At 72.1% G+C, this 23,042-nt stretch carries 23 protein-coding genes; 2 read left to right on the top strand and 21 right to left on the bottom strand.

Annotation, left to right across the window (positions count from 1 at the left end):
• Window positions 1-34 precede the first annotated feature (34 nt).
• The 12 genes from nuoH to KLI87_RS19260 all read right to left on the bottom strand — a co-directional run bounded on the left by nuoH (window position 35) and on the right by KLI87_RS19260 (window position 12,568).
• Window positions 35-1,372, bottom strand: coding sequence for an NADH-quinone oxidoreductase subunit NuoH (gene nuoH / locus KLI87_RS19315; RefSeq protein ID WP_214618163.1), 1,338 nt, complete (start codon window positions 1,370-1,372; stop codon window positions 35-37).
• Window positions 1,369-3,903, bottom strand: a complete 2,535-nt coding sequence (locus KLI87_RS19310; RefSeq protein ID WP_214618162.1) for an NADH-quinone oxidoreductase subunit G — start codon at window positions 3,901-3,903, stop codon at window positions 1,369-1,371. The genes nuoH and KLI87_RS19310 overlap by 4 nt, the downstream gene beginning before the upstream one ends.
• Entirely contained in the window at window positions 3,900-5,198 is a 1,299-nt protein-coding gene (gene nuoF, locus KLI87_RS19305; RefSeq protein ID WP_214618161.1) for an NADH-quinone oxidoreductase subunit NuoF, read from the bottom strand. The genes KLI87_RS19310 and nuoF overlap by 4 nt, the downstream gene beginning before the upstream one ends.
• On the bottom strand, window positions 5,195-6,007 hold the full coding sequence (gene nuoE / locus KLI87_RS19300; protein WP_214618160.1) for an NADH-quinone oxidoreductase subunit NuoE: 813 nt from the start codon (window positions 6,005-6,007) through the stop codon (window positions 5,195-5,197). Before nuoE ends, nuoF begins: the two co-directional genes overlap by 4 nt.
• On the bottom strand, window positions 6,004-7,353 hold the full coding sequence (locus KLI87_RS19295) for an NADH-quinone oxidoreductase subunit D (RefSeq protein ID WP_156222168.1): 1,350 nt from the start codon (window positions 7,351-7,353) through the stop codon (window positions 6,004-6,006). The genes nuoE and KLI87_RS19295 overlap by 4 nt, the downstream gene beginning before the upstream one ends.
• Entirely contained in the window at window positions 7,350-8,096 is a 747-nt protein-coding gene (locus KLI87_RS19290) for an NADH-quinone oxidoreductase subunit C (RefSeq protein ID WP_156222170.1), read from the bottom strand. The genes KLI87_RS19295 and KLI87_RS19290 overlap by 4 nt, the downstream gene beginning before the upstream one ends.
• A complete protein-coding gene (locus tag KLI87_RS19285; protein WP_156222172.1) occupies window positions 8,096-8,641 on the bottom strand; it encodes an NADH-quinone oxidoreductase subunit B family protein in 546 nt (181 codons plus the stop codon). Before KLI87_RS19285 ends, KLI87_RS19290 begins: the two co-directional genes overlap by 1 nt.
• A gap of 1 nt (window position 8,642) precedes the next feature.
• The gene (locus KLI87_RS19280) at window positions 8,643-9,002 is read right to left on the bottom strand and encodes an NADH-quinone oxidoreductase subunit A (RefSeq protein WP_156222174.1); all 360 of its coding nucleotides are present in this window, start codon (window positions 9,000-9,002) and stop codon (window positions 8,643-8,645) included.
• A 144-nt stretch (window positions 9,003-9,146) separates the two neighbouring features.
• On the bottom strand, window positions 9,147-10,403 hold the full coding sequence (locus KLI87_RS19275) for a geranylgeranyl reductase family protein (RefSeq protein WP_214618159.1): 1,257 nt from the start codon (window positions 10,401-10,403) through the stop codon (window positions 9,147-9,149).
• A 137-nt stretch (window positions 10,404-10,540) separates the two neighbouring features.
• Entirely contained in the window at window positions 10,541-11,242 is a 702-nt protein-coding gene (locus KLI87_RS19270) for a demethylmenaquinone methyltransferase (protein WP_156222178.1), read from the bottom strand.
• A gap of 57 nt (window positions 11,243-11,299) precedes the next feature.
• Window positions 11,300-11,539, bottom strand: a complete 240-nt coding sequence (locus tag KLI87_RS19265) for a DUF4229 domain-containing protein (RefSeq protein WP_156222180.1) — start codon at window positions 11,537-11,539, stop codon at window positions 11,300-11,302.
• Between the two features lie 45 nt (window positions 11,540-11,584).
• Window positions 11,585-12,568, bottom strand: coding sequence for a threonine/serine dehydratase (locus KLI87_RS19260; RefSeq protein ID WP_156222182.1), 984 nt, complete (start codon window positions 12,566-12,568; stop codon window positions 11,585-11,587).
• Window positions 12,569-12,824: 256 nt separating this feature from the next.
• Between KLI87_RS19260 and KLI87_RS19255 the strand changes: the two genes are divergently transcribed.
• Entirely contained in the window at window positions 12,825-13,028 is a 204-nt protein-coding gene (locus KLI87_RS19255; protein WP_021593176.1) for a BldC family transcriptional regulator, read from the top strand.
• Window positions 13,029-13,106: 78 nt separating this feature from the next.
• On the opposite strand, the gene KLI87_RS19250 is transcribed toward KLI87_RS19255, so the two are convergent.
• The 8 genes from KLI87_RS19250 to KLI87_RS19215 all read right to left on the bottom strand — a co-directional run bounded on the left by KLI87_RS19250 (window position 13,107) and on the right by KLI87_RS19215 (window position 20,437).
• Window positions 13,107-13,370: a hypothetical protein gene (locus tag KLI87_RS19250; RefSeq protein WP_156222184.1), complete on the bottom strand. Its 264-nt coding sequence runs from the start codon at window positions 13,368-13,370 to the stop codon at window positions 13,107-13,109.
• A gap of 50 nt (window positions 13,371-13,420) precedes the next feature.
• Window positions 13,421-14,455: a hypothetical protein gene (locus tag KLI87_RS19245; protein ID WP_214618158.1), complete on the bottom strand. Its 1,035-nt coding sequence runs from the start codon at window positions 14,453-14,455 to the stop codon at window positions 13,421-13,423.
• A gap of 214 nt (window positions 14,456-14,669) precedes the next feature.
• Entirely contained in the window at window positions 14,670-15,656 is a 987-nt protein-coding gene (gene ccsB, locus KLI87_RS19240; RefSeq protein WP_214618157.1) for a c-type cytochrome biogenesis protein CcsB, read from the bottom strand.
• A 5-nt stretch (window positions 15,657-15,661) separates the two neighbouring features.
• Window positions 15,662-17,413 (bottom strand): cytochrome c biogenesis protein ResB, encoded by a 1,752-nt coding sequence (locus KLI87_RS19235; RefSeq protein WP_156222188.1) that lies wholly within the window; start codon window positions 17,411-17,413, stop codon window positions 15,662-15,664.
• Between the two features lies 1 nt (window position 17,414).
• Entirely contained in the window at window positions 17,415-18,155 is a 741-nt protein-coding gene (locus KLI87_RS19230) for a cytochrome c biogenesis CcdA family protein (RefSeq protein WP_214618156.1), read from the bottom strand.
• A gap of 33 nt (window positions 18,156-18,188) precedes the next feature.
• Complete coding sequence (locus tag KLI87_RS19225; RefSeq protein WP_156222192.1) at window positions 18,189-18,779, bottom strand: TlpA disulfide reductase family protein; 591 nt, start codon at window positions 18,777-18,779, stop codon at window positions 18,189-18,191.
• 48 nt (window positions 18,780-18,827) lie between these two features.
• The gene (locus tag KLI87_RS19220; RefSeq protein ID WP_156222194.1) at window positions 18,828-19,466 is read right to left on the bottom strand and encodes a histidine phosphatase family protein; all 639 of its coding nucleotides are present in this window, start codon (window positions 19,464-19,466) and stop codon (window positions 18,828-18,830) included.
• A gap of 68 nt (window positions 19,467-19,534) precedes the next feature.
• Window positions 19,535-20,437, bottom strand: a complete 903-nt coding sequence (locus KLI87_RS19215) for a LysR family transcriptional regulator (RefSeq protein WP_156222196.1) — start codon at window positions 20,435-20,437, stop codon at window positions 19,535-19,537.
• A gap of 184 nt (window positions 20,438-20,621) precedes the next feature.
• Between KLI87_RS19215 and dapA the strand changes: the two genes are divergently transcribed.
• Window positions 20,622-21,494 carry a 4-hydroxy-tetrahydrodipicolinate synthase gene (gene dapA, locus KLI87_RS19210; RefSeq protein WP_173391015.1) on the top strand — a complete coding sequence of 291 codons (873 nt, stop codon included), beginning with the start codon at window positions 20,622-20,624 and terminating at the stop codon, window positions 21,492-21,494.
• A 72-nt stretch (window positions 21,495-21,566) separates the two neighbouring features.
• Here dapA and hemL read toward each other — a convergent pair whose 3' ends face one another.
• Entirely contained in the window at window positions 21,567-22,859 is a 1,293-nt protein-coding gene (hemL, locus tag KLI87_RS19205; protein WP_214618155.1) for a glutamate-1-semialdehyde 2,1-aminomutase, read from the bottom strand.
• Window positions 22,860-23,042 lie beyond the last annotated feature (183 nt).

Below are 23,042 nucleotides of genomic sequence, written 5' to 3'. Positions count from 1 at the left end.
CGAGACCCCGAACCCCTTGACGGGATTCAGGAAATCAGTGAGTCCCACTGGTGACCTCCTCAGGAGGGGTTTTGACCTTGGTGGCCCCGGCCGGACCGCCGTGGTAGTGCGGCGCGTCCAGCGGCGGCACCGGGAACCCGCCGGCGGCGGGATCGGGCGCGACGTCCCGGCCCGCTCCGGGGACGATCTCCTTCTCGTCCTCGCCGCCGCGGACCATCTCCCAGATCACCGTGGCCACCAGCACCACCGCCGCGACCACGGCGGCGATGATGACGATCTGCCGCATGTCGTGGCCCTCGTTGCGCAGCGCGCGGATGGTCGACACCAGCAGGATCCAGCCGAGCGAGAAGGGCATGAGCACCTTCCACCCGAGCTTCATCAGCTGGTCGTAGCGGACGCGCGGCAGCGAGCCGCGCAGCCAGATGAAGAAGAAGATGAACAGCCACAGCTTGACCAGGAACCACAGCACCGGCCACCAGCCGGCGTTGGCGCCCGCCCACACCGTGGAGATCGGCGCGGGAGCCCGCCAGCCGCCGAGGAACAGCGTCGTGGCGAGCGCCGACAGCGTCGCGAGGTTGATGTACTCCGCGAGGAAGAACATCGCGAACTTCAGCGACGAGTACTCGGTGTGGAAGCCGCCGACCAGCTCGCCCTCGCCCTCGGGGAGGTCGAAGGGGATGCGGTTCGACTCGCCCATCATCGTGATCACGTACACGAGGAAGGACGGCAGCAGCAGCACCACGAACCACTTGTCGTGCTGCGCGGCGACGATGTCGGAGGTCGACATCGACCCCGCGAACAGGAACACCGCGACGAACGACAGGCCCATCGCGATCTCGTAGGAGATCACCTGGGCGGACGAGCGGAGCCCGCCGAGCAGCGAGTAGGGCGACATCGACGACCAGCCGGCCAGCACGATCCCGTACACGCCCATCGAGGACATCGCGAGCACCAGCAGCACCGCGACCGGGAGGTCGGTGCCCTGGAGGGCCGTCTGGTGCCCGAACACCGACACCGTCGGCCCGAACGGGATGATGATGAAGGAGATGAACGCCGGGACGGCCGACACGATCGGCGCCAGGATGAACACCAGCTTGTCGACCTGGCGGGGGACGATGTCCTCCTTGAGCGCCAGCTTCACGCCGTCGGCGAGGCCCTGGAGCAGCCCCTGCGGTCCGACCCGGTTCGGGCCGACCCGGAGCTGCATCCGGCCGATCACGCGCCGCTCGACCCACATCGACAGCAGGACGGTCAGCACCAGGAAGACGAAGATCGCGAGGACCTTGCCGCCGATCAGCCACCACGGGTCGTCGCCGAAGCTCTTCAGCGTGGGTTCCTTCGCGGACGCCGCCGCGAGCGTGAGCGGACTCATCGGGAGCCTCCAGCGGGTTCGTCGGCCGGTCCGTCGGCCACGCCGCCCGGGACGTCCCTGGCCGCGATGGCGCCGCCGCGCGGGGCGGCGCCGGTGAGCGTACCGCCCGAGGCGCCCGCGACGCGCACGACACCGCCCGCCACCGCGCCGAGATCCCGGTACAGGGCGCAGCCCGCCGAGTTCGTCGGCAGCCAGACCACCCGGTCGGGCAGGTCGCCGGTGATCTCCAGCGGGAGCGTGACCTCGCCGCGCGGGCCCGACACGCGCACCGCGCCGTCCGCGCCGATCTCCGCGGCCGTCGCGGGCGACAGCCGCGCCGCCGCGGGCTTGGCGGTGCCCGCGAGGAACGGCTCGCCGTCCTGGAGGCGGCCCCGGTCGAGCAGCAGCCGCCAGGTCGCCAGCAGCGCCTCGCCCCGCTCGGGGTGCGGCGCGATGGCCTGCGGCACGTTCGGGGCGTCCGGGCGCTCGCCGCGGTGGGCGCCGAGCGCGGACAGCTCGCGGCGCGCCGCGTCCGGTCCGGGCAGGCCCAGGTGGACGTCCATCTCGTCGGCGAGCGTGTTCAGGACGCGCAGGTCCGACATCCGTCCGGCGGACCTCAGCACCACGTCGAACTGGCGGCCGCGGCCCTCCCAGTCGACGAACGTGCCGGACTTCTCCGCGACCGCCGCGACCGGCAGCACCACGTCCGCGCGGTCGGTGACCGCGCTCGGACGCTGCTCCAGGCTCACCACGAACGGGGTCGCCTCCAGCGCCGCCAGCACGGCACGCGGGTCGGGCAGGTCCTCGGGGTCGACGCCGCCGACGAGCAGCGCGCCGCGCCGGCCCTGCGCCGCCGCCGCGATGATCGCGTCGGTGCCGAGCCCCGGCTCGGCGGGCAGTTCGGCGACGCCCCAGGCGCGGGCGACCTCCGCGCGCGCCCGCGGGTCGGCGACCGGGCGGCCGATCGGCAGCAGCCCGGGCAGCGCCCCGGCCTCCACCGCGCCGCGCTCCCCGGCCCGGCGCGGCACCCACGCCAGCCGGGCGCCGGTCACCTGCGCGAGCCGCACCACGGCCGACAGCGCGCCGGGGCTGCCGGCGAGCCGCTCACCGACCAGGATCACGGCGCCGGGGGCCTCCAGCAGCGCGCGGACGCCGGCGTGCCCGCCCTCGCCGATCAGCGAGCCGAGCGTCTCGGCCTCGGCGCCGGGCTGTGTCGGCAGCAGCGTCCCGCCGACCTTGCGCAGGCCGCGCGTCGCGAACGGCGCGGCCGAGAAGACCTTCAGCGCCTTCTTGCGGAACGCCTTGCGCAGGCGCAGGAAGACGATCGGCGACTCCTCCTCCGGCTCGAAGCCGGCGAGCAGCACCGCGGGCGCCTTCTCCAGGTCGGCGTAGGTCACCTCGATCGGGCGGCCCGCCACCGACGAGCCGAGGAAGCGCGACTCCTCGTCCGACATCGGGCGGGCGCGGAAGTCGACGTCGTTGGTGCCGAGCGCGATCCGCGCGAACTTGGCGTAGGCGTAGGCGTCCTCCAGCGTGACCCGGCCGCCGGTCAGCACGCCGGCCGAGCCGCGCGCCGCCGCGAGCCCGCGCGCGGCGACCGACAGCGCCTCGGGCCAGGAGGCGACCTCCAGCTCCCCGGCCTCGTTGCGGACGAGCGGGTGCGTCAGCCGGTCGGGCCGGGTCGCGTAGGTGAACGCCCAGCGGCCCTTGTCGCAGTTCCACTCCTCGTTGACCTGCGGGTCGTCCCCGGCCAGCCGGCGCGTGATCTTCCCGCGCCGGTGGTCGGTGCGCAGCGCGCAGCCGGACGCGCAGTGCTCGCACGTGCTCGGCTGCGACACGAGGTCGAACGGCCGCGACCGGAACCGGTACGCGGCGCCGGTCAGCGCGCCCACCGGGCAGATCTGCACGGTGTTGCCCGAGAAGTAGGACTGGAACGGCTTGCCGTCGGCGGTGCCGACCTGCTCCTTCGCGCCGCGCTCGAACAGGTCGATGAACGCGTCGCCGGCGATCTGGTCGGAGAAGCGGGTGCAGCGCGCGCACTGGATGCAGCGCTCGCGGTCGAGCAGCACCTGGCTGGACAGCGCGAGCGGCTTGGGGAAGGTCCGCTTGGCCTCGACGAACCGCGTCTCGCCGCGCCCGTTGGACATCGCCTGGTTCTGCAGCGGGCACTCGCCGCCCTTGTCGCAGATCGGGCAGTCCAGCGGGTGGTTGATGAGCAGCAGCTCCATCACGCCGTGCTGCGCCTTGTCGGCGACCGGCGAGGTGAGCTGGGTCTTGACGACCATGCCCGGCATCACCGTCGTCGTGCAGGACGCCTGCGGCTTCGGCATCCCGCGCCCGTTCCCGGCGTCGGGGATCTCCACCAGGCACTGGCGGCAGGCCCCGACCGGGTCGAGCAGCGGGTGGTCGCAGAACCGCGGGATCTGGATGCCGAGCAGCTCGGCGGCCCGGATGATCAGGGTGCCCTTCGGCACCTCGATCTCGAAGCCGTCGATGGTGCACGAGATCATCTCGACCTGTTCGACAGCCGCCGAGTCGCTGGTGACCGTCACTTGGCACCTCCCCAGAGGGTGGACTTGGACGGGTCGAACGGGCAGCCGCCCTGCTCGAAGTGCTGGAGGTACTCGTCCCGGAACAGCTTGATGGACGAGACCACCGGGCTCGTCGCGCCGTCGCCGAGCGCGCAGAACGAGCGGCCGAGGATGTTGTCGGACAGGTCCAGGAGGGTTTCGAGGTCCTCCTCCGCGCCCTGCCCGGCCTCCAGCCGCTTCAGCATCTGCTTGTACCAGTAGGTGCCCTCGCGGCACGGCGTGCACTTGCCGCACGACTCGTGCGCGTAGAACTCCGACCAGCGCAGGACCGCCCGGACGACGCACGTCGTCTCGTCGAAGATCTGGAGGGCGCGGGTGCCGAGCATCGACCCGGCGGCGCCGACGGACTCGAAGTCCAGCGGCACGTCCAGGTGCTCCTCGGTGAAGATCGGCGTGGACGAGCCGCCCGGCGTCCAGAACTTCAGCCGGTGCCCCTCGCGGATGCCGCCCGCCATGTCGAGCAGTTCCCGCAGCGTGATGCCGAGCGGCGCCTCGTACTGGCCGGGCCGCGTCACGTGCCCCGACAGCGAGAAGATCCCGAATCCCTGGGACTTCTCGGTGCCCATCGAGGCGAACCAGTCGGCGCCGTTCCCGACGATCGAGGGAACGGACGCGATCGACTCGACGTTGTTGATGACAGTGGGGCCGCCGTACAGGCCCGCGACCGCCGGGAAGGGGGGCTTGAGCCTGGGCTGACCGCGGAATCCCTCCAGGGAGTCCAGCAGCGCCGTCTCCTCGCCGCAGATGTAGGCCCCGGCGCCGCTGTGCACGACCACGTCCAGGTCGTAGCCGGAGCCGAGGATGTCCTTGCCGAGGTACCCGGCCTCATACGCCTCCGCGACGGCCCGCTGGAGCCTGCGGATCACGTGCAGGACCTCACCGCGCACGTAGATGAACGCGTGGTTGGACCGGATCGCGTAGGAGCTGATGATGACGCCCTCGACCAGGACGTGCGGGTTCGCCATCATCAGCGGGATGTCCTTGCAGGTCCCCGGCTCGGACTCGTCGGCGTTGACGACGAGGTAGCGCGGGTTCGGGCTGCTCGGCGGCAGGAACCCCCACTTCATGCCGGTGGGGAAGCCCGCGCCGCCGCGGCCGCGCAGGCCCGAGTCCTTGACGGCCTGGACGATCGCGTCCGGCTCCATGCCGAAGGCGGTGCGCAGCGACCGGTAACCGCCCTCGCGCTCGTAGCCCTCGCGGGTGAACGAGTCGGACTGGTCCCAGTTCCTGGTGAGGATCGGGGTGAGCGTGGTCACTGGTTCCGCCCCTCCTGGCTACCGGGCTTCACATCGCCGCCGATCGGCTTGCCCGGCTCGTTCGGCGGCGGGTCGGTGATCTCACCCGGCCGCACCGGCTCCTCCGGCCGCTCGCGGCCCGCGTCGGCGGGCGGCGCCTCCCAGCCGCGCTCGCGCGCGAGCTCCAACCCGCGCAGCGACTCGGGCCCGGCCTGGACGCCCTCGTGCGCGAGCCCGTCGGGGAACCCGGCGAGCACGCGCGAGGCGTCCTTCCAGTTCGCGAGCGTGTTCGGGCCGCGCGAGGGCAGCACCCGCTCACCCGAGCGCAGGTCGTCGACCAGCTTCTTGGCCTTCTCGGGAGTCATGTTGTCGAAGAACTCCCAGTTGACCATCATCACCGGCGCGAAGTCGCAGGCGGCGTTGCACTCGATCCGCTCCAGGCTGACCTTGCCGTCCGGGGTGGCCTCGTCGTGGCCGACCCCGGTGTGCTCGCTCAGCTCGTCCCAGATCTGGTCGCCGCCCATCACCGCGCACAGCGTGTTGATGCACACGCCGACGTGGTACTCGCCCACGGGCCTCTGCTTGTACTGCGTGTAGAAGGTGACGACGCCCGTCACCTGCGCGGGCGTGATCCCGAGCTGCTCGGCGCAGAACTCGATGCCCTCCCGCGTGACGTGCCCGTCGACCGACTGCACCAGGTGCAGCATCGGCAGCAGCGCCGACCTCGGCTTCGGGTACCGGGCGATGATCTCCTTGGCGTCCCGCTCCAGCCGCTCCCGGACGTCCGGCTCGTAGGCCCGGCTCGTTCCGTCCGCCGCGTTCGCCGTCATCGGTCCACTCCCCCCATGACCGGGTCGATGCTGGCGACGGCCGCGATGACGTCGGCGATCATGCCGCCCTCGGCCATCGCCGGCGTGGCCTGCAGGTTGACGAAGGACGGCTCGCGGAAGTGCACGCGGTAGGGACGGGTGCCCCCGTCGCTGACCACGTGCGCGCCGAGCTCGCCGCGTGGCGACTCGATGTGCGAGTACGCCTGCCCCGCGGGCACCCGGAAGCCCTCGGTGACCAGCTTGAAGTGGTGGATCAGCGCCTCCATCGAGGTGCCCATGATGTGCGCGATGTGCTTGGGCGAGTTGCCCATGCCGTCCGCGCCGATCGCGAGCTGCGCCGGCCAGCCGATCTTCTTGTCCTCGATCATGACCGGCCCCCTGGTCCCCTGGAGCCGCTCCACGCACTGCTCGACGATCTTCAGGGACTCCTCCATCTCGGCCATCCGGACGAGGTAGCGGCCGTACACGTCGCAGGTGTCCTGCGTCGCGACCTCGAAGTCGTAGGTCTCGTAGCCGCAGTAGGGCTGCGACTTGCGCAGGTCCCAGGGCAGGCCGGTCGCGCGCAGGACGGGCCCGGTGACGCCGAGCGCCATGCACCCGGTGAGGTCGAGGTAGGCGACGTCCTTGGTCCGCGCGAGGTAGACGGGGTTGGAGTCCATCAGCTTGCGCAGCGCCTGGAGGCGCTTGGGCATCCGGTCGAGGTAGTCGCGCACCTTGCTGAGCGCGCCGCTCGGCAGGTCCTGCGCGACCCCGCCCGGACGGACGTAGGCCATGTTCATGCGCAGGCCCGTGATCTCCTCGAACAGGTCGAGGGTGTACTCGCGCTCGATGAACCCGTTCAGCATGACCGTGGTCGCGCCGAGTTCGAGCCCGAACGTCGCGATGGCGACCAGGTGCGAGGAGATCCGGTTGAGCTCCATCAGCATGACGCGGATGATCTGCGCCCGCTCCGGCACCTGGTCGGTGACGCCGAGCAGCTTCTCCACGCCGAGGCAGTACGCGGTCTCGTTGAAGATCGGCGCGAGGTAGTCCATCCGGGTGCAGAACGTGGTGCCCTGCGTCCAGGTGCGGAACTCCATGTTCTTCTCGATGCCGGTGTGCAGGTAGCCGATGACCACGCGGGCCTCGTCCACCGTCTCGCCGTCGAGCGTCAGGATGATCCGCAGCACGCCGTGCGTGGACGGGTGCTGCGGGCCCATGTTGACCACGAGCCGCTCGTCGCCGAGGTCCTCGGCGCCCGCGACGACCTCGTCCCAGTCCTGCCCGGCGACGTCGAACACCCGGCCCTCGGTCGCCTCGTCGGCGGCGGCGTAGGCGTCGTACTCGGTGTACTTCGTGGAACTCATGTGTACGACCTCCGCTCGTCGGGCGGCGGGATCTCCGCTCCGCGGTACTCGACGGGGATGCCGCCGAGGGGGTAGTCCTTGCGCTGCGGGTGACCGACCCAGTCGTCGGGCATCTGGATCCGTGTCAGCGCCGGGTGCCCGTCGTACACGATGCCGAAGAAGTCGTAGGTCTCCCGCTCGTGCCAGTCGCTCGTCGGGTACACCGGCACCAGCGACGGGACGTGCGGGTCGGCGTCGGGGCAGGTCGCCTCCAGCCGGACGCGCCGGTTGTGGGTGATCGACAGCAGGTGCGTCACCGAGTGCAGCTCGGCGCCGGTGTCCTGCGGGTAGTGGACGCCCGACACGGCCGAGCACAGCTCGAAGCGCAGCGACGGGTCGTCCCGCATGGTGCGGGCGACCTCGCGCAGGTGCTCGCGCTTGACGAAGAACGTCATCTCGCCGCGGTGGATCACCACGCGCTCGATCGCGTCCCCATAGTCCGGGAAGGCGCGCTCCAGTTGGTCGGCGATCTCGTCGAACTCGCCCGGCTCGGCGGCGCCGTCCGGCCCGCCGTAGGGGCGCGGCGCGCCGACCTTCGGGCTCTGCCGGACGACGAGCCCGCCGTACCCGGAGGTGTCGCCGGTCGTCTTCGAGCCGAACATGCCCGTGCGGGCGATCGGCTGCTCGCGGCGCTCCTCCTCGACCTGCGCGGGGAGCCGGTCGGCGGCCTGCTCGGCCTGCTGCTCGGGATGCTGGGAGGACATCAGGCCCCCTGTCCGAGCAGCGGGAGCCGGCGGCGCTTGGCCTCTTCCAGCTCGGCGATCTGGCGCTCGCGCTGCGGGCCGAGCTTGGTGTTCTGGATCTTGTCGTGCAGCTTCAGGATGGCGTCCAGCAGCATCTCGGGCCGCGGCGGGCAGCCGGGCAGGTAGATGTCCACCGGGACGATGTGGTCCACACCCTGCACGATCGCGTAGTTGTTGAACATCCCGCCGGACGACGCGCACACGCCCATCGCGATGACCCACTTGGGCTCGGTCATCTGGTCGTAGATCTGCCGCAGCACCGGCGCCATCTTCTGGCTCACCCGGCCCGCGACGATCATCAGGTCGGCCTGCCGGGGCGTCCCCGAAGCGCGCTCCATCCCCCAGCGGGAGAAGTCGTGCCGGGGGTCGCCGGTCGCCATCATCTCGATCGCGCAGCACGCGAGGCCGAACGTCGCCGGCCACACCGAGCTCTTGCGCGCCCAACCCGCGACCTGCTCGACCGTCGTCAGCAGGAACCCGCTCGGGAGTTTCTCCTCTAGGCCCATGTCAGTCCCACTCCAGACCGCCGCGCCGCCAGATGTAGGCGTACGCCACAAGCACGGTGACGATGAAAAGGACCATCTCCACAAGGCCGAAGATCCCCATCCGGTCGAACGCGACCGCCCAGGGGTACAGGAAGATGATCTCAATGTCGAAGACGATGAACAGCATCGCCGTCAGGTAGTACTTGATCGGGAAACGGCCGCCGCCCACCGGCTGCGGCGTCGGCTCGATGCCGCACTCGTAGGCGTCCAACCGGGCCCGGTTCCAGCGCTTGGGCCCCGTCAGCGAGGCCATCGCCACCGAACCGGCGGCGAACACGAACGCGAGCACCCCCAGCACGATGATCGGGATATAGAGATCCATGTCTCTACCGCCTCCCTCTCGAACCTGCGACGCGATACGGGGCGGCGCCTCCGCGGTCCGCCACCCTAGCCAAGGTGGTCAATAGCACTCCCCTCCGGGTCGGGGTCGCTGGCGGCCCCTGCCTGTGTGCGCCCGTGTGTGCGCTCATGCTGCCGGGGCCACCTTCTGCATCGCGTTGATGACCCGGTCCATCGCGTCGCCGCCCTTCGGGTCGGTCAGGTTGGCGAGCAGCTTGAGCGTGAAGCGCATCAGCGTCGGATGCGGCAGGCCGTGCGCGGTGAGGAACTTCATCACGCGCGGGTCGCCGATGGCCTGGACGAACACCCGCGCCAGCGTGAAGTAGCCGCCGTGCTCGTCCTTCAGGATGCGCGGGTACTCGTACAGGGTCCGCTCGCGCTGCGCCGGGGTGCGGCGGGCGAGCGCCTGCACCATGATGTCGGCGGCCAGCCGGCCGGACTCCAGCGCGTAGTCGATGCCCTCGCCGTTGAACGGGTTGATCATGCCCCCGGCGTCGCCGACGAGCAGCATGCCCCGGGTGTAGTGCGGCTGCCGGTTGAAGCCCATCGGCAGCGCGGCGCCGCGGATCTTGGACGTGGCGTGCTCCTCCGAGAACTGCCACTCCGCGGGCATCTGCGCGCACCAGCGCCGCAGCATGCCCCGGTAGTCGACGTTCTGGAACGCCTTGCTCGTGTTGAGCAGGCCGAGGCCCACGTTGGAGGTGCCGTCGCCGACGCCGAACACCCAGCCGTAGCCGGGGAGCAGGCGCTCGCCGTCCCACAGCTCCAGCCACGCCTCCATGTAGTCGTCGTCGTGGCGGGGCGTCTCGAAGTAGCGGCGGACCGCGACGCCCATCGGGCGGTCGGAGCGGCGGCGCAGGCCCATCGCCAGCGAGAGCCGGGTGGAGTTGCCGTCGGCCGCGACGACGAGCGGCGCGTGGAAGGACGTCTCCTCGCCCTCGTAGGTGGCGGTGACGCCGGTGATGCGGTCGGTGCGCTCGTCCAGGATCGGGCCGGTGACCGTGCAGCCCTGGAGCAGCCGGGCGCCGGCCTTGGCGGCGTGCTCGGCGAGGAGCTGGTCGAAGTCGGCGCGCTTGCGGACGAGCCCGAAGTCGGGGAAGCTCGCGAGCTCGGGCCAGGGCAGTTCGACCTTGACCCCGCCGCCGTAGATCCGCAGGCCCTTGTTGCGCCCCCACCCCGGATCGTTGACGTCCACGCCCATGCCGATCAGGGCGCGGACCGCACGCGGGGTGAGCCCGTCACCGCAGATCTTGTCGCGCGGGAACGTCGCCTTCTCCAGCAGCAGCACGCTGAGGCCGGCCTGGGCCAGCCAGTAGGCGGTCGAGGCCCCGGCGGGGCCGGCCCCGACGACGATGACGTCCGCGTGTCGGGTCGAGTCGGTCACGGCTTTCCTCTTCAGCTCGTTCGCTTGTGAAGTACTTCACAAGGATCCGGTGGGGAGTCTATTCCTTTATCACGACTGGTGGGTACTTCTGGGCCGATCCAAATATGGAGCGGTCCCCGAACCACCTGCCGTCCCGGTCATCCCGGATTGGTGGCGTGGTGCAGCGCCGCGACCCCGAACGTGAGGTCGCGCCATCGCACCGACGTCCACCCGGCGTCCTGGATCAGCCGCGCCAGCGCCGCCTGGCCGGGCCACGCCAGCGTCGACTCGGCGAGATAGGTGTAGGAGCCGGGGTTGGAGCTGACCCGCGCGAGCAGCGGCAGCCCGTACCGCAGGTGCGCCTTGTGGCCGAGCGCGAGCAGCGTGTTCGGAGGGTGACTGACCTCACACACCAGCAGCCGCCCGCCCGGCTTGGCCACCCGCCGCAGCTCGCGCAGCGCCGCGCCGGTGTCGGCGACGTTGCGGAGCCCGAAGGAGATGGTGACGGCGTCGAACGAGCCGCTCGCGAAGGGGAGCCGCAGCGCGTCGCCCGCGACGAAGCTGAGCCGCTCGACGCCGGCCTGGCGCCGCGTCCCGACCCGCAGCATGCCGAGGGAGAAGTCGCACGCCACCGTGTCGGCCCCGGCCTCGGCGAACGGCACCGAGGAGGTGCCCGTCCCGGCCGCGAGGTCGAGCACCCGCTCGCCGGGCCGCGCGTCCACCGCCGCGACGACCGCCCTGCGCCAGCGCCGGTCCTGGCCGCCGGTCATCAGGGTGTTCAGCAGGTCGTAGCGCTCGGCGGTGCCGTCGAACATCGCCGCCACGTCGGCGGGCTGCTTGTCGAGTGAGGCGCGGGTCATGGGTCCACCCTAAGAGCTAGCGGAACCACCGCCGCGCACCGCCCACGCCGGGTAGTGCTACGCGTCTTCCTTGGTACGTGCCCGCTCGAACCTCCGGCGCCGGTCGCGGACGCCGGTCAGCACGGCCGCCGACATCCGGTCGCGCTGGCCCGACAGCAGGACGAAGCTGACGATGCCGCTGATCAGCAGCGCCAGCAGGACGAGGGGGAACCCGCGGGTTCCGAGCAGCGCCAGCACGCCCGCGGTGGCCACGAAGATCATCAACCGCGCGGCGGTGTAGAAGAATACGGAACGCATGACACCGCAAAGCCTACCCCCGCCCTCTCGCGACCCCGCGGCAGGTCAGGCGTACACCTCCTGGAACAGGGCCGGGTCGACGTTGCCGCCCGACAGCACCGACGCGTAGGCCGCGCCCTCGGGGAGTTCGTCGCGGTGGTGCAGGTAGGCGGCGGTGGCCACGGCGCCCGACGGCTCGGAGACCAGGCGGGTCTCGCGGGCGAGGCGGCGCATCGTCGCCTTGATCTCGTCCTCGGTGACGGTGACGATGCCGTCCACGAGCGCCTGGATGTGGGCGAAGGGGAGGTCCCCCACCCGCTGGACGCGCAGGCCGTCGGCGATGGTGCGGCCGGTGTCCTCGGCCGTCCAGGAGACGGGCCGGCCGAGGCGCAGCGAGTCGCGGGCGTCGGCGGCCAGCTCCGGCTCGACGCCGATGACCCGCGCCCGCGGCCGCAGCGCCTTGACGGCCGCCGCGACGCCGGAGACGAGGCCGCCGCCGCTGATCGGGACGAGCACGACGTCCACGTCCGGGCGGTCCTGGACGATCTCCAGGCCGACCGTGCCCTGGCCCGCGATCACGCGCGGGTCGTCGTAGGGCGGGATCATCGTGAAGCCGTGCGCGTTCGCGAGCCGGTCCGCCGTCTCGACGCGCGCCTCGGCGGTCGGCTCGACGTACACGACCTCGGCGCCGAGCTCCCGGCACGCGTCGACCTTCACGGCGGGCGTGGTGTGCGGCATCACCAGGACGGCGCGGATCCCCAGCTCGCGGGCGGTGTAGGCGACGGCGCGCGCGTGGTTGCCGCTGGAGTGCGTCACGACCCCCCGCTTCCGAACGTCATCCGGGAGAGAGGAGATGGCGGCGTACGCGCCGCGCAGCTTGAACGCGCCGACCGGCTGCAACGACTCGGGCTTGACGAGCAGCGCGGGAGCACCGGGCGGGAGCGGGAACGGGACGAGCGGCGTCCGGACGGTGATCCCCGCGAGCCGCTCGGCCGCGCCCTCGATCTCGGCCAGCGAGACGAGATCGGACGTGGTCCGGAGACTAGACATGATCCGGAGACTATTCGCTTCGCCGCCGCCCGCGCGCCGCCTCCCGGTCAACCCTGCGTCGCGAGCGTGACACGGCTGGTCAGCCGGGGGTCCGATGGCCGCTGCGAGCGACCCCGCGAGCACATCAGGTCATCACGGCAGGTCATGCGACTACCCAGCGTGATGTTTTCCGAAAACAAGGGAGAAATCGGTCTTGAACCGCCACACTGTAAACAGTCCACCCGCGACGAGAGCGGGACAAAGGGGGAGAGAAAACGTGGAGAGCACGAGCGAGCGCCTGCTCACCCCAGGAGAGGTCGCCGCCCTCTTCCGGGTCGATCCGAAGACGGTCACACGATGGGCCGCGGCGGGCCGGATCAGCAGCATCCGCACTCCCGGAGGCCACCGCCGCTTCCGCGAGTCCGAGGTGCACGCGCTGCTGCGCGGCGAGGAGCCGGTCGCCGAGCACTCGGCACGCTGACCTTACCGTCCCGGCATCGTCCCGGAACTTCTTTCCGGACCGTCGCACGGCGGGAAGGGCGCCTCACGGGGAAGCGCCCTAGTCCTCCGTCCGGTCCGCCTTCCACTCCTCGAATCGTCTGAGGAGCTCCGCGTCCTCGTCGCGCCAGCGCCGCCGTCGCTCCGCCAGCTCGTCCTCGGTGAGCGACTGGTCGAGCAGCCGGTCGTAGTCGGGATCGTCCGGACCGATCTCGACGTAGGCGTCAGCGATGATCCGCCCGCGGCCCGGCTCGTCCGCGCCGGTGTCGGCGAGGACGCTGTGGGGTACCCGGAGCCTGCCGTCGGGGAGCCGGATCACCTGCATCGTCGATCACCCTTGGTGTGCATCGGTGTGCGTCGGGGCCATCGGGGGTCCTAGATCCCGTATCTGCGGTTGAAGAAGAGCATGACCTCAAGTGCCGTCCGGATGTTGCCGGCGAGCATATCGACCAGCGCGGGACGCTGCCGGGACGAGATCGCCGCGAACGCGTCCGCGAAGAACTCGCGGCGGCCGAGCGCGTCGGGCTGCCGGTGGAAGTCGCTGGCCAGGTGCGGAAGGCACTGCTCGTACAGCGCGACGAACGCGGGGCTGTCGGAGGTCCACGCGCCGTCGTCGCCGTCGATGTCGTCGAGCGCGTGCCCGACCTCGTGCAGCATGACGTCGGGCGTGGGCGACGGCCGGTCGCCCACGACGATCTTGCGGTCGCCGTAGGCGCCCGCGCAGATGTCCCACGTCGCGCGGCCGGACGGCAGCGGGCGGTCGCGCAGGTGGCCCATGTCGTCGAGCTGCGGGACGCCGCCGGGGCCGACATAGATGCCGTCGAGCCCGGCCGCGAGCTTCTCCTTGAGCGGCGCGGGCAGCCCGGCGAGGCTGTCCACGGCGCGGATCACCTCGGGGGTGGGCGGGCCGAGCCGGGCGTCCCACTGCCGGTACAGCACGCCCTCCAGGACGCCGCAGTGCCGGCGGCCGTCGGCGACGTGCGGCATGCCCGGCGGATAGGGCTCCACGCGGAGCGTGTCGTCGTCGAGTTCGAAGGCGCGCAGCGCGTGGTCGCGCGCCCCGCCGCCGGGGCGGCGCCGCCCGTAGCGGCCCACGACGCCCTCGGGCGCGTCGCCCGGACGGGCCTCGTCCGGGCGGTCGGGGCCGGCGGTGAACTCGTCGTCGCGCCCCGCCTTGCGGAACCGGCCGAACCGGTCGCGCGGCTGGCTGCCGCGCGGGCGCACGCGTCCGGCCTCGGGGGGTCCGCCCGAGTCGGGCGGCGAGGGCGAGTACGCGGTGTCGCCCGGACGGTCGTTCCAGTCGGTCGGGTCGTTCCGGTCGGACGGGTCGTTCCAGTCGGTCCGCCGGCCCCGGGCGGCCTCCCGATTCCTCAGCTCCCGGGGCTTGCGGTGGATGCCTTTGAAGCGCATCGGGCTCCTCTGTCGGCGGGACCCCGGCGGGGGTCGACGAGCGTCCGGGTCCCGGAGGCAGGGTAAGCCGGAACCCGACACCGCGTCATCCCCACCGGTCACCCGCTGCCCTCAGGCCAGGGACGTATCCGCTGATGACGCGGTTCCGCGAACACGACAACGGGGGGACCGCCGCTGCGGTCCCCCCGTTGGCCGTGAATATCAGCCGTGAATATCAAGCGTAGGAGTGCAGTCCGGAGAACATGTAGTTCACGCCGAAGAAGTTGAACAGCAGCGCGGCGAAGGCGATCAGCGAGAGGATCGCGGCCTTGCGCCCCTTCCAGCCCGCCGTGGACCGCGCGTGCAGGTAGGCCGCGTAGCCGATCCAGATGACGAACGACCAGGTCTCCTTGGGGTCCCAGCCCCAGTAGCGGCCCCACGCCTCGTCCGCCCAGATCGCGCCCATGATGATCGCGGCCGTCCAGATCGGGAACGCGAACATCGTCACGCGCAGGCACAGCCGGTCCAGGGCCTCGACGGCCGGGATCCGCGCGAGCACCCCGCCCTCGGCGACGCCGCCGCGCTCCTGCGCCCGCGACTTGACCAGGTACAGGATCGTGGCCGCGCCGGCGACGGTGAACGCGCCGGTCGCGGTGATCGCGGCGGTCACGTGGATGGCGATCCAGTAGGAGTTCAGCGCCGGGCTCACCGGGCCGACCGAGTCGTACAGCCACAGGTTGTCGATGCCGAGCGCGACCACGGCGGCGACCATCACGAACGCGCCGAGGAACCGCGCCTGGTAGCGCCACATCACGACGAGGAACGCGGTGACGGCGGCGAAGGCGATCGCGGCGAGGAACTCGTACATGTTCGCCCACGGCCAGCGGTCGGCCGACAGCCCCCGCGTCACCAGCATGCCGAGGTGCGCGGCCCAGCCCAGCAGGTTCAGCACGACGCCGAGGCGCGCCCAGTCGGCCTGGCGGCGCCCGCCGTCCGGCCTCCCGGGGGCGGCGGCCTCCTCGGCCGCCTCCTCGGCCGGGGTCGGGGCGGCGGCGCCGGCGCCCACCAGGACCTTCGCCTCGGCCTTCTCGGCCACCAGCGCGGCCGAGCGGCGGCGGCCGAAGCCGAGGTCCGCGGCGTAGGCGAACAGCGCGATGATGTAGAGCACCACCGTGGTCAGCATGAGCTTGTCGCTCAGGTTCGCGAGGTCGGCGTCGCCCACCCTCGTCACTCCTTCGGTTCTGTGTCGGGGTCGTGCCCGGCCGGTCCCGCCTCGGCCTCGGTCTCAGCGGTTTCCGGCTCGTTCTGCGGCTCGTTCTCCGGCGCGGGCTCGGCCTCCGGCGCCTCGTGCCCGGGACCGCGCAGCGCGGTCACGATGTCGTCGAACTCCGAGGTCGGGTTCCCGAGCGTGAGGCCGCCGACCTCCACCACCGTACGCCCGCCCTTCCCGGCGCTCGCACGGACCCACACCCTGCGGCGCCTGACCATGAACGAGGTCGCCACGCCGAGCACCGCGAGCACGGCCGCGACCAGCGCGGGCAGGCGTCCCGGGTCGCGGTTGACCGACATCGTCGTGTACTCGCGGAGGCCGTCGAAGGTGATCGTCCCCGCGTTCCCGGGGAGCTTGAACGACTCGCCCGGCTCCAGCAGCTTCTGCCCGTCCTTGACGGGCTGGAGCGTCTTGCCGACGCCCTCCAGCTTGTAGACCGACTGGGGGGTGCCGGAGTCGAGCCCGATGTCGCCCTTGAACGAGGAGATCGTCACGACCGGGCGGATCGGCCCGGGGAAGGCCGAGACGATCTGCTTCCGGTCCTCGCTGGCCATCGCCGTCGGCCACAGGATCGCGTAGAAGGCGAGCTGCTCGGGCTCGGCGTCGGGCGCCTTGATGACGCCCTCGGAGGTGAGGTTGCGCGGCTCCATCGGCAGGAAGGGCACCGCGTCCTGGAAGGCGATGTTCCCCTTGCCGTCGCGGACGGTGAACACCGGCGCGTACCCGTGCCCGAGCAGGTAGAGCTTGGCGCCGCCGACCTTCAGCGGGTGGTTGAGCCGCAGGTCCCAGCTCTTCTCCTTCGCCCCGGGGGAGTTCCGGTAGCGGATCTTGGCGTGGAAGTCGGTGGCCTGGCCGCGCTTGTCGCCCTTGGTCTCGTAGGTGGCGGTGAAGTCGTCCAGCGTGATCGAGAACGGCGAGAGGTCGTCGCCGCCGAACGCGCGTCCGGGCTTGAAGTCGTCGTACTGGCTCAGCGAGTTCGCGAACGACTTGCCCTCGGTCAGCAGGATGTTGCCGCGGTAGCCGAACAGGTTGCCGAGGCCGAGCGCGAACAGCAGGGCCAGCAGCGCCAGGTGGAACAGCAGGTTGCCGGTCTCGCCCAGGTATCCCTTCTCGGCGGACGCGGCGCCCCCCGAGACGTCCACGCGGAACCGGCGGCCGCGCAATACCCGGCGCGCCTCGGCGAGGACGTCCTCGGGCGCGTCGTCGGTCTCGTAGGACGCCGACTGCGGCAGCCGCCCGAGGTTGCGGGGCGCCGCCGGGGGCCGCGCCCGCATCGACCGGTAGTGCTTGACGGCGCGCGGGACCACGCAGCCCGCCAGCGACACGAACAGCAGGATGTAGATCGCCGCGAACCAGGGCGCGGAGAACACGTCGAACAGCGAGAAGCGGTCGAGCCAGGGCGCGAGGGTCTTGTGGTCCTCGACGTACTTGGCGACCTTCTCCGGCGCCTGGTCGCGCTGCGGGAAGATCGAACTCGGCACCGCGCCCAGCGCGACCAGGAACAGCAGGATCAGCGCCGTGCGCATCGTGGTGAGCTGCCGCCAGCCCCAGCGCAGCCAGCCGAGCGGGCCGATGCCGGTGGGCCGGGGCACCTCCCCGGGGGCCTGCCGGGCGGTGGGCGCCCGCGTCCCCGCCTCGCCCTCGGCGGCCTCGGCGCCCTCGGCGGCGGCGATGGCCTCGTCCGTGATCTCGTCCGTCGTCTCGCCCATCTCAGATAACCGGTTCGAAGCCGCTGATCCACGACCTCAGCTCGATGGTCAGATCGCCCCACAGGCCGCTCACCAGCAGCACCCCGATGAGCACCAGCATCCCGCCGCCGGTGCGCATCACGAGGGGGTAGTGCCGCTTCACCGCGCCGAACGCGCCGAGCGCGCGCCGGTAGGCGATCGCGGTGGCCACGAACGGCAGCCCGAGGCCCGCGCAGTACGCCAGCGACAGTAGCGCGCCGCGCCCGGCGCTCGCCTCCGTGATCGCCAGGCCCTGGACGGCGCCGAGCGTCGGGCCGATGCACGGCGTCCAGCCGAGCCCGAACAGGACGCCGAGCAGCGGCGCCCCGGCCAGCCCGGCCGCGGGCATCCTGCCGGACTTGAGCGTCCACTGGAGGCCGGGGACGAACCCCATGAACGCCAGCCCGAACACGATCGTGACGACGCCGAGGACGCGGGTGATCGGGTCCTGGTACTCCAGCAGCCACCGGCCGAGCCCGCCGAACAGCACGCCGTAGCTGACGAACACGAGGCTGAAGCCCGCGATGAACAGCGACACGCCCGCCAGCAGCCGGCCGCGCCGCTGCTCGGCGAGGTCGGCGCCGGACATGCCGGTCACATACGACAGGTAGCCCGGGACGAGCGGCAGTACGCACGGCGAGGCGAACGAGACCAGCCCGGCCAGCGCGGCCAGCGGCGCGGCCGCGAGCAGCGACCCGCTCGTGACGGTCTCGGCGGCGCTCATCGGCCCGCGCCGCTTCCGGGGATCATGGCGGGCTCACTTCTCCGCGAGGGTCTTGGCGACCAGCGGACCGAGCTTGGAGTAGGTCGTGGCGCCGATGACGCGGGCCGCGATGCGGCCCTGCCGGTCGAGGACGAGGGTGCTCGGGATCGCGCTCGGCGGGACCTCGCGGAAGGCGAGCGTGACCCGCCCGTCCGCGTCGAACATGCTCGGGTAGGTGACCTTGAACTTGCGCTCGAAGGCCTTGCCGTTCTCCTTGGCGTCCTTGAAGTTGACGCCGAGGAACTCCACGCCCTTCGCCTTGTTCTCGCTGTAGACCTGCTCCAGCGAGGGGGCCTCGCCGCGGCAGGGCGCGCACCAGGACGCCCAGAAGTTCACGACGACGACCTTGCCCTTGAGGTCGGCGAGGCGGTGCCGGCCTCCGGCGAGGCCCTCGGCCTCGACGTCCTGGACGCTCTTGCGGTCGCCGGGCTTGAACTCCGTGACGTTCCCGTTGCCCGAGATGAAGCGGTTGTCGTTGCCGCCGGCGCCGTTCTCGGAGGCGCTCGTCCCGGCGCAGCCGGCGAGCAGCCCGCAGAGCGCGACGGCGGCGGCTCCGGCGCGCGCGGGGGAAAGTCGGGGGTTCAACGGACCCTCCTACTACTACAGGACGTAGTACAAACGGTAGCGGTGCCCTCAGGCACCCGCGACACTGGGCCCCTTCGCGAGCCCCGCGGCGGGCTCGCTGTAGGCGACCTCCACGAGCCGGCTGCCCTCGAACGTGAGGCTCGTGACGCTGGCCAGGGCGCATTCGCGCTTGTTCGGATGGTGCCAGAGCCTGCGGTGCTCGGCGTGCAGCCGCAGGATCCACACCGGGAGCTGGTGGCTCACGCACACCGCCTCGTGGCCGCGCCCGGCCTCCCTGGCCCTGATCACCGCCGCGCGCATCCGGGCGGCGAGGTCCCGGTAGGGCTCGCCCCACGACGGGCGGAACGGGTTGACCAGGTGGCGCCAGTGCTCGGGACGGCGCAGCGACCCCGCGCCCGCCCCGAACGTCAGCCCCTCGAAGTGGTTCTCGGCCTCGATCAGCCGGTCGTCCACCGTGACGGGCAGGTCGAACGCCTCGGCCAGCGGCGCGGCCGTCTCCAGGGCCCGCTGCATCGGCGAGGAGAACAGCGCGGTCACGTCCCGGTCGCCGAACCACTTGGCGGCGGCCTTGGCCATGAGGACGCCGTCCTCGCTCAGCCGGTAGCCGGGCAGCCGCCCGTAGAGGATCCCGTCCGGATTGTGCACCTCACCGTGCCGCAGCAGGTGAACGATCGTCTTCTCGGTCATCGCCCGTCAGATTACCCAGGCCGGGCGGTGTCCCGGCCCACCGGCCGCGCCCCGCCCGCCGCCGCGGCTCAGCCCGCGGCCGGGACGGCCGAGCGCAGCGCCTTCACCGCCGCGCGGATCGCCGGGCGGCGCGCCGCCTCCTCCCGCCAGAGCGCGTAGACGCGGCGCGTCAGCGGCTCGGCGAGCGGCACGACCGCCACGTCCGGCGGGACGTCGCAGCGGCCGAGGCGGGGCAGGATCGCGTTGCCGAGCCCGGCCGAGACGAGCGAGAGCTGGGTGGCGAACTCGTAGGCCATGTGGTCGATGCGGGGCTCGCTGTCGACGGCGCGCAGCGTCCGCAGGAGCCAGTCGCAGCAGATGCTGTCGGGCGAGGAGCTGATCCAGGTGTCACCGGCCAGCTCCTTCAGCTCGATCGTGTCGCGCCCCGCGAGCGGGTGGTCGGAGGGGAGCGCGACGTCGGCGATGTCGGCGCAGATCACCCCCTTGCACAGGCCCTCGGGCAGCGGCAGCGGCTCGTTGTTCCAGTCCTGCACGACGGCCAGGTCGAGGTCGCCGCGCGAGACCAGCGGCCCGCTCTGCAGCGGGTCCTCCTCGCGGAGCAGGACGCGCAGGTCGGGGTGCTCGGCGCGGAGCCTGCGCAGCGCGGCGGGCATCAGCCCGCGCACGGCGGTCGGGAACGCGGCGAGGGAGAGCCGCCCGACGACGGAGCCGCGGTGCGCCTCCAGGTCGGACTGGGCCTGCTCGACGAGCGAGAGGATCCGCTCGGCGTGCGCGACCAGCAGTTGCGCGGCGTCGGTCAGCCGGACGCCGCGCCCGTTGCGTTCGAGCAGCTTCTGGCCGGTCTCCCGCTCCAGCTTGGCGAGCTGCTGGGAGACGGCGGAGGTGGTGACGTGGAGCACGTCGGCGGCGGCGCTGACCGAGCCGTAGGTCGCCACGGAGTGCAGGGCGCGCAGCCGTTCCAGATCGAGCATGTAGCAATGCTAAAACGAACTGTCAAAGAGTTCTAGCTTGTTCTAAAGCTATCCGCCGAGGACGATGCGGGAAACCGCGCTCCCCGCCGGGGGCGTGCCGTCCGGCGAAGGGTGTCGCGCGTCTCATAGAACGTTCCACGGCCATCGTACGGGTGACCCGACCCGTCCTGACGAGGTGAGAGACATGCACGGAATCCACGCGTCCCTGGTGACGCCGTTCACCCGCGCGGGCGAGGTCGACCTCAAGTCCCTCGAAAGGCTCGCGGCGCACTGCCTCACGGGCGGCGCGTCCGGGCTCGTGGCGCTGGGCACCACCGGCGAGGCGGCCACGCTGACGGCCGCCGAGCAGCGGGCGGTGCTGGAGACCGGCCGCGCCGTCGCCACCGAGCACGGCGCGCCGCTGATCGTCGGCGCCGGGACGATGGGCACCGAGGACTCGATCCGGCAGGCCCGCGAGCGCGCCCCGCTCGCCGACGCGCTGCTCGTCGTCGTCCCCTACTACCTGCGCCCCTCCGACGACGGCGTGATCGACCACATCGCCGCGATCGGCGCCGCCGTGGACGTGCCGCTGCTCGTCTACAACATCCCCTACCGGACGGGCAAGCACCTGTCCGCCGAGGCGCTGCTGCGGCTGCTGGAGCTCGACTGCGTCCTCGGCCTCAAGCACTGCCCCGGCGGCATCGACCAGGACACCCTCGCCCTGTTCGCCGCCCGCACGGGCAAGGTGATCCTGTGCGGCGACGACGCCTACACCTACCCGATGCTCCAGCTCGGCGCGTGCGGGGCCATCGCCGCAACGGCGTGCCTCGCGCCCGAGGCGTTCGCGGCGATGGCCGAGGCGTCGCGCACCTGCAACACCACCCGCGCGCTGACCTTCCACGACGCGTTGTACCCGCTGGTGGAGGCCCTGTTCGCGGAGCCGTCCCCGGCGGTGCTCAAGGCGTGCCTGGCCGACGCCGGGGTGATCGACGACCCCGCCGTCCGGGCGCCGCTGCGCGCGCCGCACCCGGACTCGGTCGCGCGGGCCAGGGACGCCCTGCACATCCTCCCCTACTGATCGGCCTCCCCTACTGATCGGCCGAACCACCGAACGGCTCCCGGCCGGGGTCCGCCGCAAGCCCCGGCCGGGTCAGGAGACGGCGGCGGCGGCGCGGGCGGCGTGCGGGAGCGCGGCGAGGACGCGGTCCAGCGCCGCCTCGTCGTGCGCGGCCGACAGGAACCACACCTCGTACGCCGACGGCGGCAGGTAGACGCCGCGGTCGAGCGCGGCGTGGAAGAACGCCGCGTAGGCCTTGGAGTCCTGCCGCTGGGCGGCGGCGAAGTCGCCGACGGGCTCCTCGGTGAAGAAGATCGAGAACAGGTTCCCGGCGTGCTGCGCGTGGTGCGGGACGCCCGCCCGGGTCAGCGCCTCGGAGGCGGCCCTGGACACCAGCGCCGCCGCCGCGTCCACGGCCGCGTACACCTCCTCGGTCGCGCCGCGCAGGGTCGCGAGGCCCGCCGCCGTGGCGAGCGGGTTCCCCGACAGCGTGCCCGCCTGGTAGACGGGCCCGGCGGGGGCGAGGTGGTCCATGACGTCGGCGCGCCCGCCGAACGCGGCGGCGGGCAGCCCGCCGCCCATCACCTTCCCGAACGTCATCAGGTCGCCGGGCACGCCCTCGATCCCGTACCAGCCCGACCGGGACGCCCGGAACCCGGTGAGCACCTCGTCGACCACCAGCAGCGCGCCGCTGCGCTCGCAGAGCCGCTTCAGCAGCGCGTTGAAGTCGGGCAGCGGCGGCACCACGCCCATGTTGCACGGCACCGCCTCGGTGATCACACAGGCGATCTCGTGGCCGTGCTCGTCGAAGGCGCTCTCCACGGCCGCGACGTCGTTGTAGGGCAGGACGATCGTGTCGGCGGTCGTCGCGCCGGTGACGCCGGGGGTGTCGGGCAGCCCGAAGGTGGCGACACCCGAGCCCGCCGCCGCGAGCAATGAGTCGACGTGCCCGTGGTAGCAGCCCGCGAACTTCACGATCTTGCTGCGGCCGGTGAACCCGCGGGCGAGCCGGATCGCCGACATCGTCGCCTCGGTGCCGGAGTTGACCAGCCGCACCTTCGCGACCGGGGCGCGCGCGACGATCTCCTCAGCGAGCTCCACCTCGCCGGGCGTCGGCGCCCCGTAGGACGTGCCGTGCCCCGCCGCCTCGCGCACCGCGTCCACGACGGCCGGATGCCCGTGCCCGAGGATCAGCGGACCCCACGAGCACACGAGGTCGACGTATTCGTTACCGTCGGCGTCGGTGAGGTACGGGCCGCGCCCGGACGCCATGAAGCGGGGCGTCCCGCCGACGGCGCCGAAGGCCCGCACCGGGGAGTTCACGCCGCCGGGGACGACCTCGGCGGCACGGTCGAACAACTGCTGGGAGCGATCGGTTCCAGTCACGCTCCAATCCTCTCAGTTGCAGTTCGGCGACTGCCCTTGACCTCGCCGGGCACGGGCCGATATTCCACCAAGTACGACATGAGACCCGCCGGGAGGTGGGCCTGCTATGTCCCCACTTCCCTGTAACTTCCCCACAACTTCCCCGCATCAATGACTCTCACCGGCGGCGGCCGGATCGGAGGG

The organism is Actinomadura sp. NEAU-AAG7 (assembly GCF_018603865.1).
GTDB classification, from domain to species: Bacteria; Actinomycetota; Actinomycetes; order Streptosporangiales; family Streptosporangiaceae; genus Spirillospora; species Spirillospora litoris.
The sequence above is the reverse complement of the archived record's forward strand: the minus strand, read 5'-3'. Positions and strand labels throughout refer to the sequence as shown.

Coding starts and splice junctions, on each gene's coding strand:
- nuoH (WP_214618163.1), bottom strand. CDS start 1,372: ATGAGTCCGCTCACGCTCGCGGCGGCGTCCGCGAAGGAACCCACGCTG.
- KLI87_RS19250 (WP_156222184.1), bottom strand. CDS start 13,370: ATGCAGGTGATCCGGCTCCCCGACGGCAGGCTCCGGGTACCCCACAGC.
- nuoE (WP_214618160.1), bottom strand. CDS start 6,007: ATGACGGCGAACGCGGCGGACGGAACGAGCCGGGCCTACGAGCCGGAC.
- KLI87_RS19245 (WP_214618158.1), bottom strand. CDS start 14,455: ATGCGCTTCAAAGGCATCCACCGCAAGCCCCGGGAGCTGAGGAATCGG.
- KLI87_RS19290 (WP_156222170.1), bottom strand. CDS start 8,096: ATGTCCTCCCAGCATCCCGAGCAGCAGGCCGAGCAGGCCGCCGACCGG.
- KLI87_RS19215 (WP_156222196.1), bottom strand. CDS start 20,437: ATGCTCGATCTGGAACGGCTGCGCGCCCTGCACTCCGTGGCGACCTAC.
- dapA (WP_173391015.1), top strand. CDS start 20,622: ATGCACGGAATCCACGCGTCCCTGGTGACGCCGTTCACCCGCGCGGGC.
- KLI87_RS19270 (WP_156222178.1), bottom strand. CDS start 11,242: ATGACCCGCGCCTCACTCGACAAGCAGCCCGCCGACGTGGCGGCGATG.
- KLI87_RS19280 (WP_156222174.1), bottom strand. CDS start 9,002: ATGGATCTCTATATCCCGATCATCGTGCTGGGGGTGCTCGCGTTCGTG.
- KLI87_RS19235 (WP_156222188.1), bottom strand. CDS start 17,413: ATGGGCGAGACGACGGACGAGATCACGGACGAGGCCATCGCCGCCGCC.
- KLI87_RS19285 (WP_156222172.1), bottom strand. CDS start 8,641: ATGGGCCTAGAGGAGAAACTCCCGAGCGGGTTCCTGCTGACGACGGTC.
- KLI87_RS19265 (WP_156222180.1), bottom strand. CDS start 11,539: ATGCGTTCCGTATTCTTCTACACCGCCGCGCGGTTGATGATCTTCGTG.
- KLI87_RS19220 (WP_156222194.1), bottom strand. CDS start 19,466: ATGACCGAGAAGACGATCGTTCACCTGCTGCGGCACGGTGAGGTGCAC.
- KLI87_RS19230 (WP_214618156.1), bottom strand. CDS start 18,155: ATGAGCGCCGCCGAGACCGTCACGAGCGGGTCGCTGCTCGCGGCCGCG.
- KLI87_RS19295 (WP_156222168.1), bottom strand. CDS start 7,353: ATGAGTTCCACGAAGTACACCGAGTACGACGCCTACGCCGCCGCCGAC.
- KLI87_RS19260 (WP_156222182.1), bottom strand. CDS start 12,568: ATGTCTAGTCTCCGGACCACGTCCGATCTCGTCTCGCTGGCCGAGATC.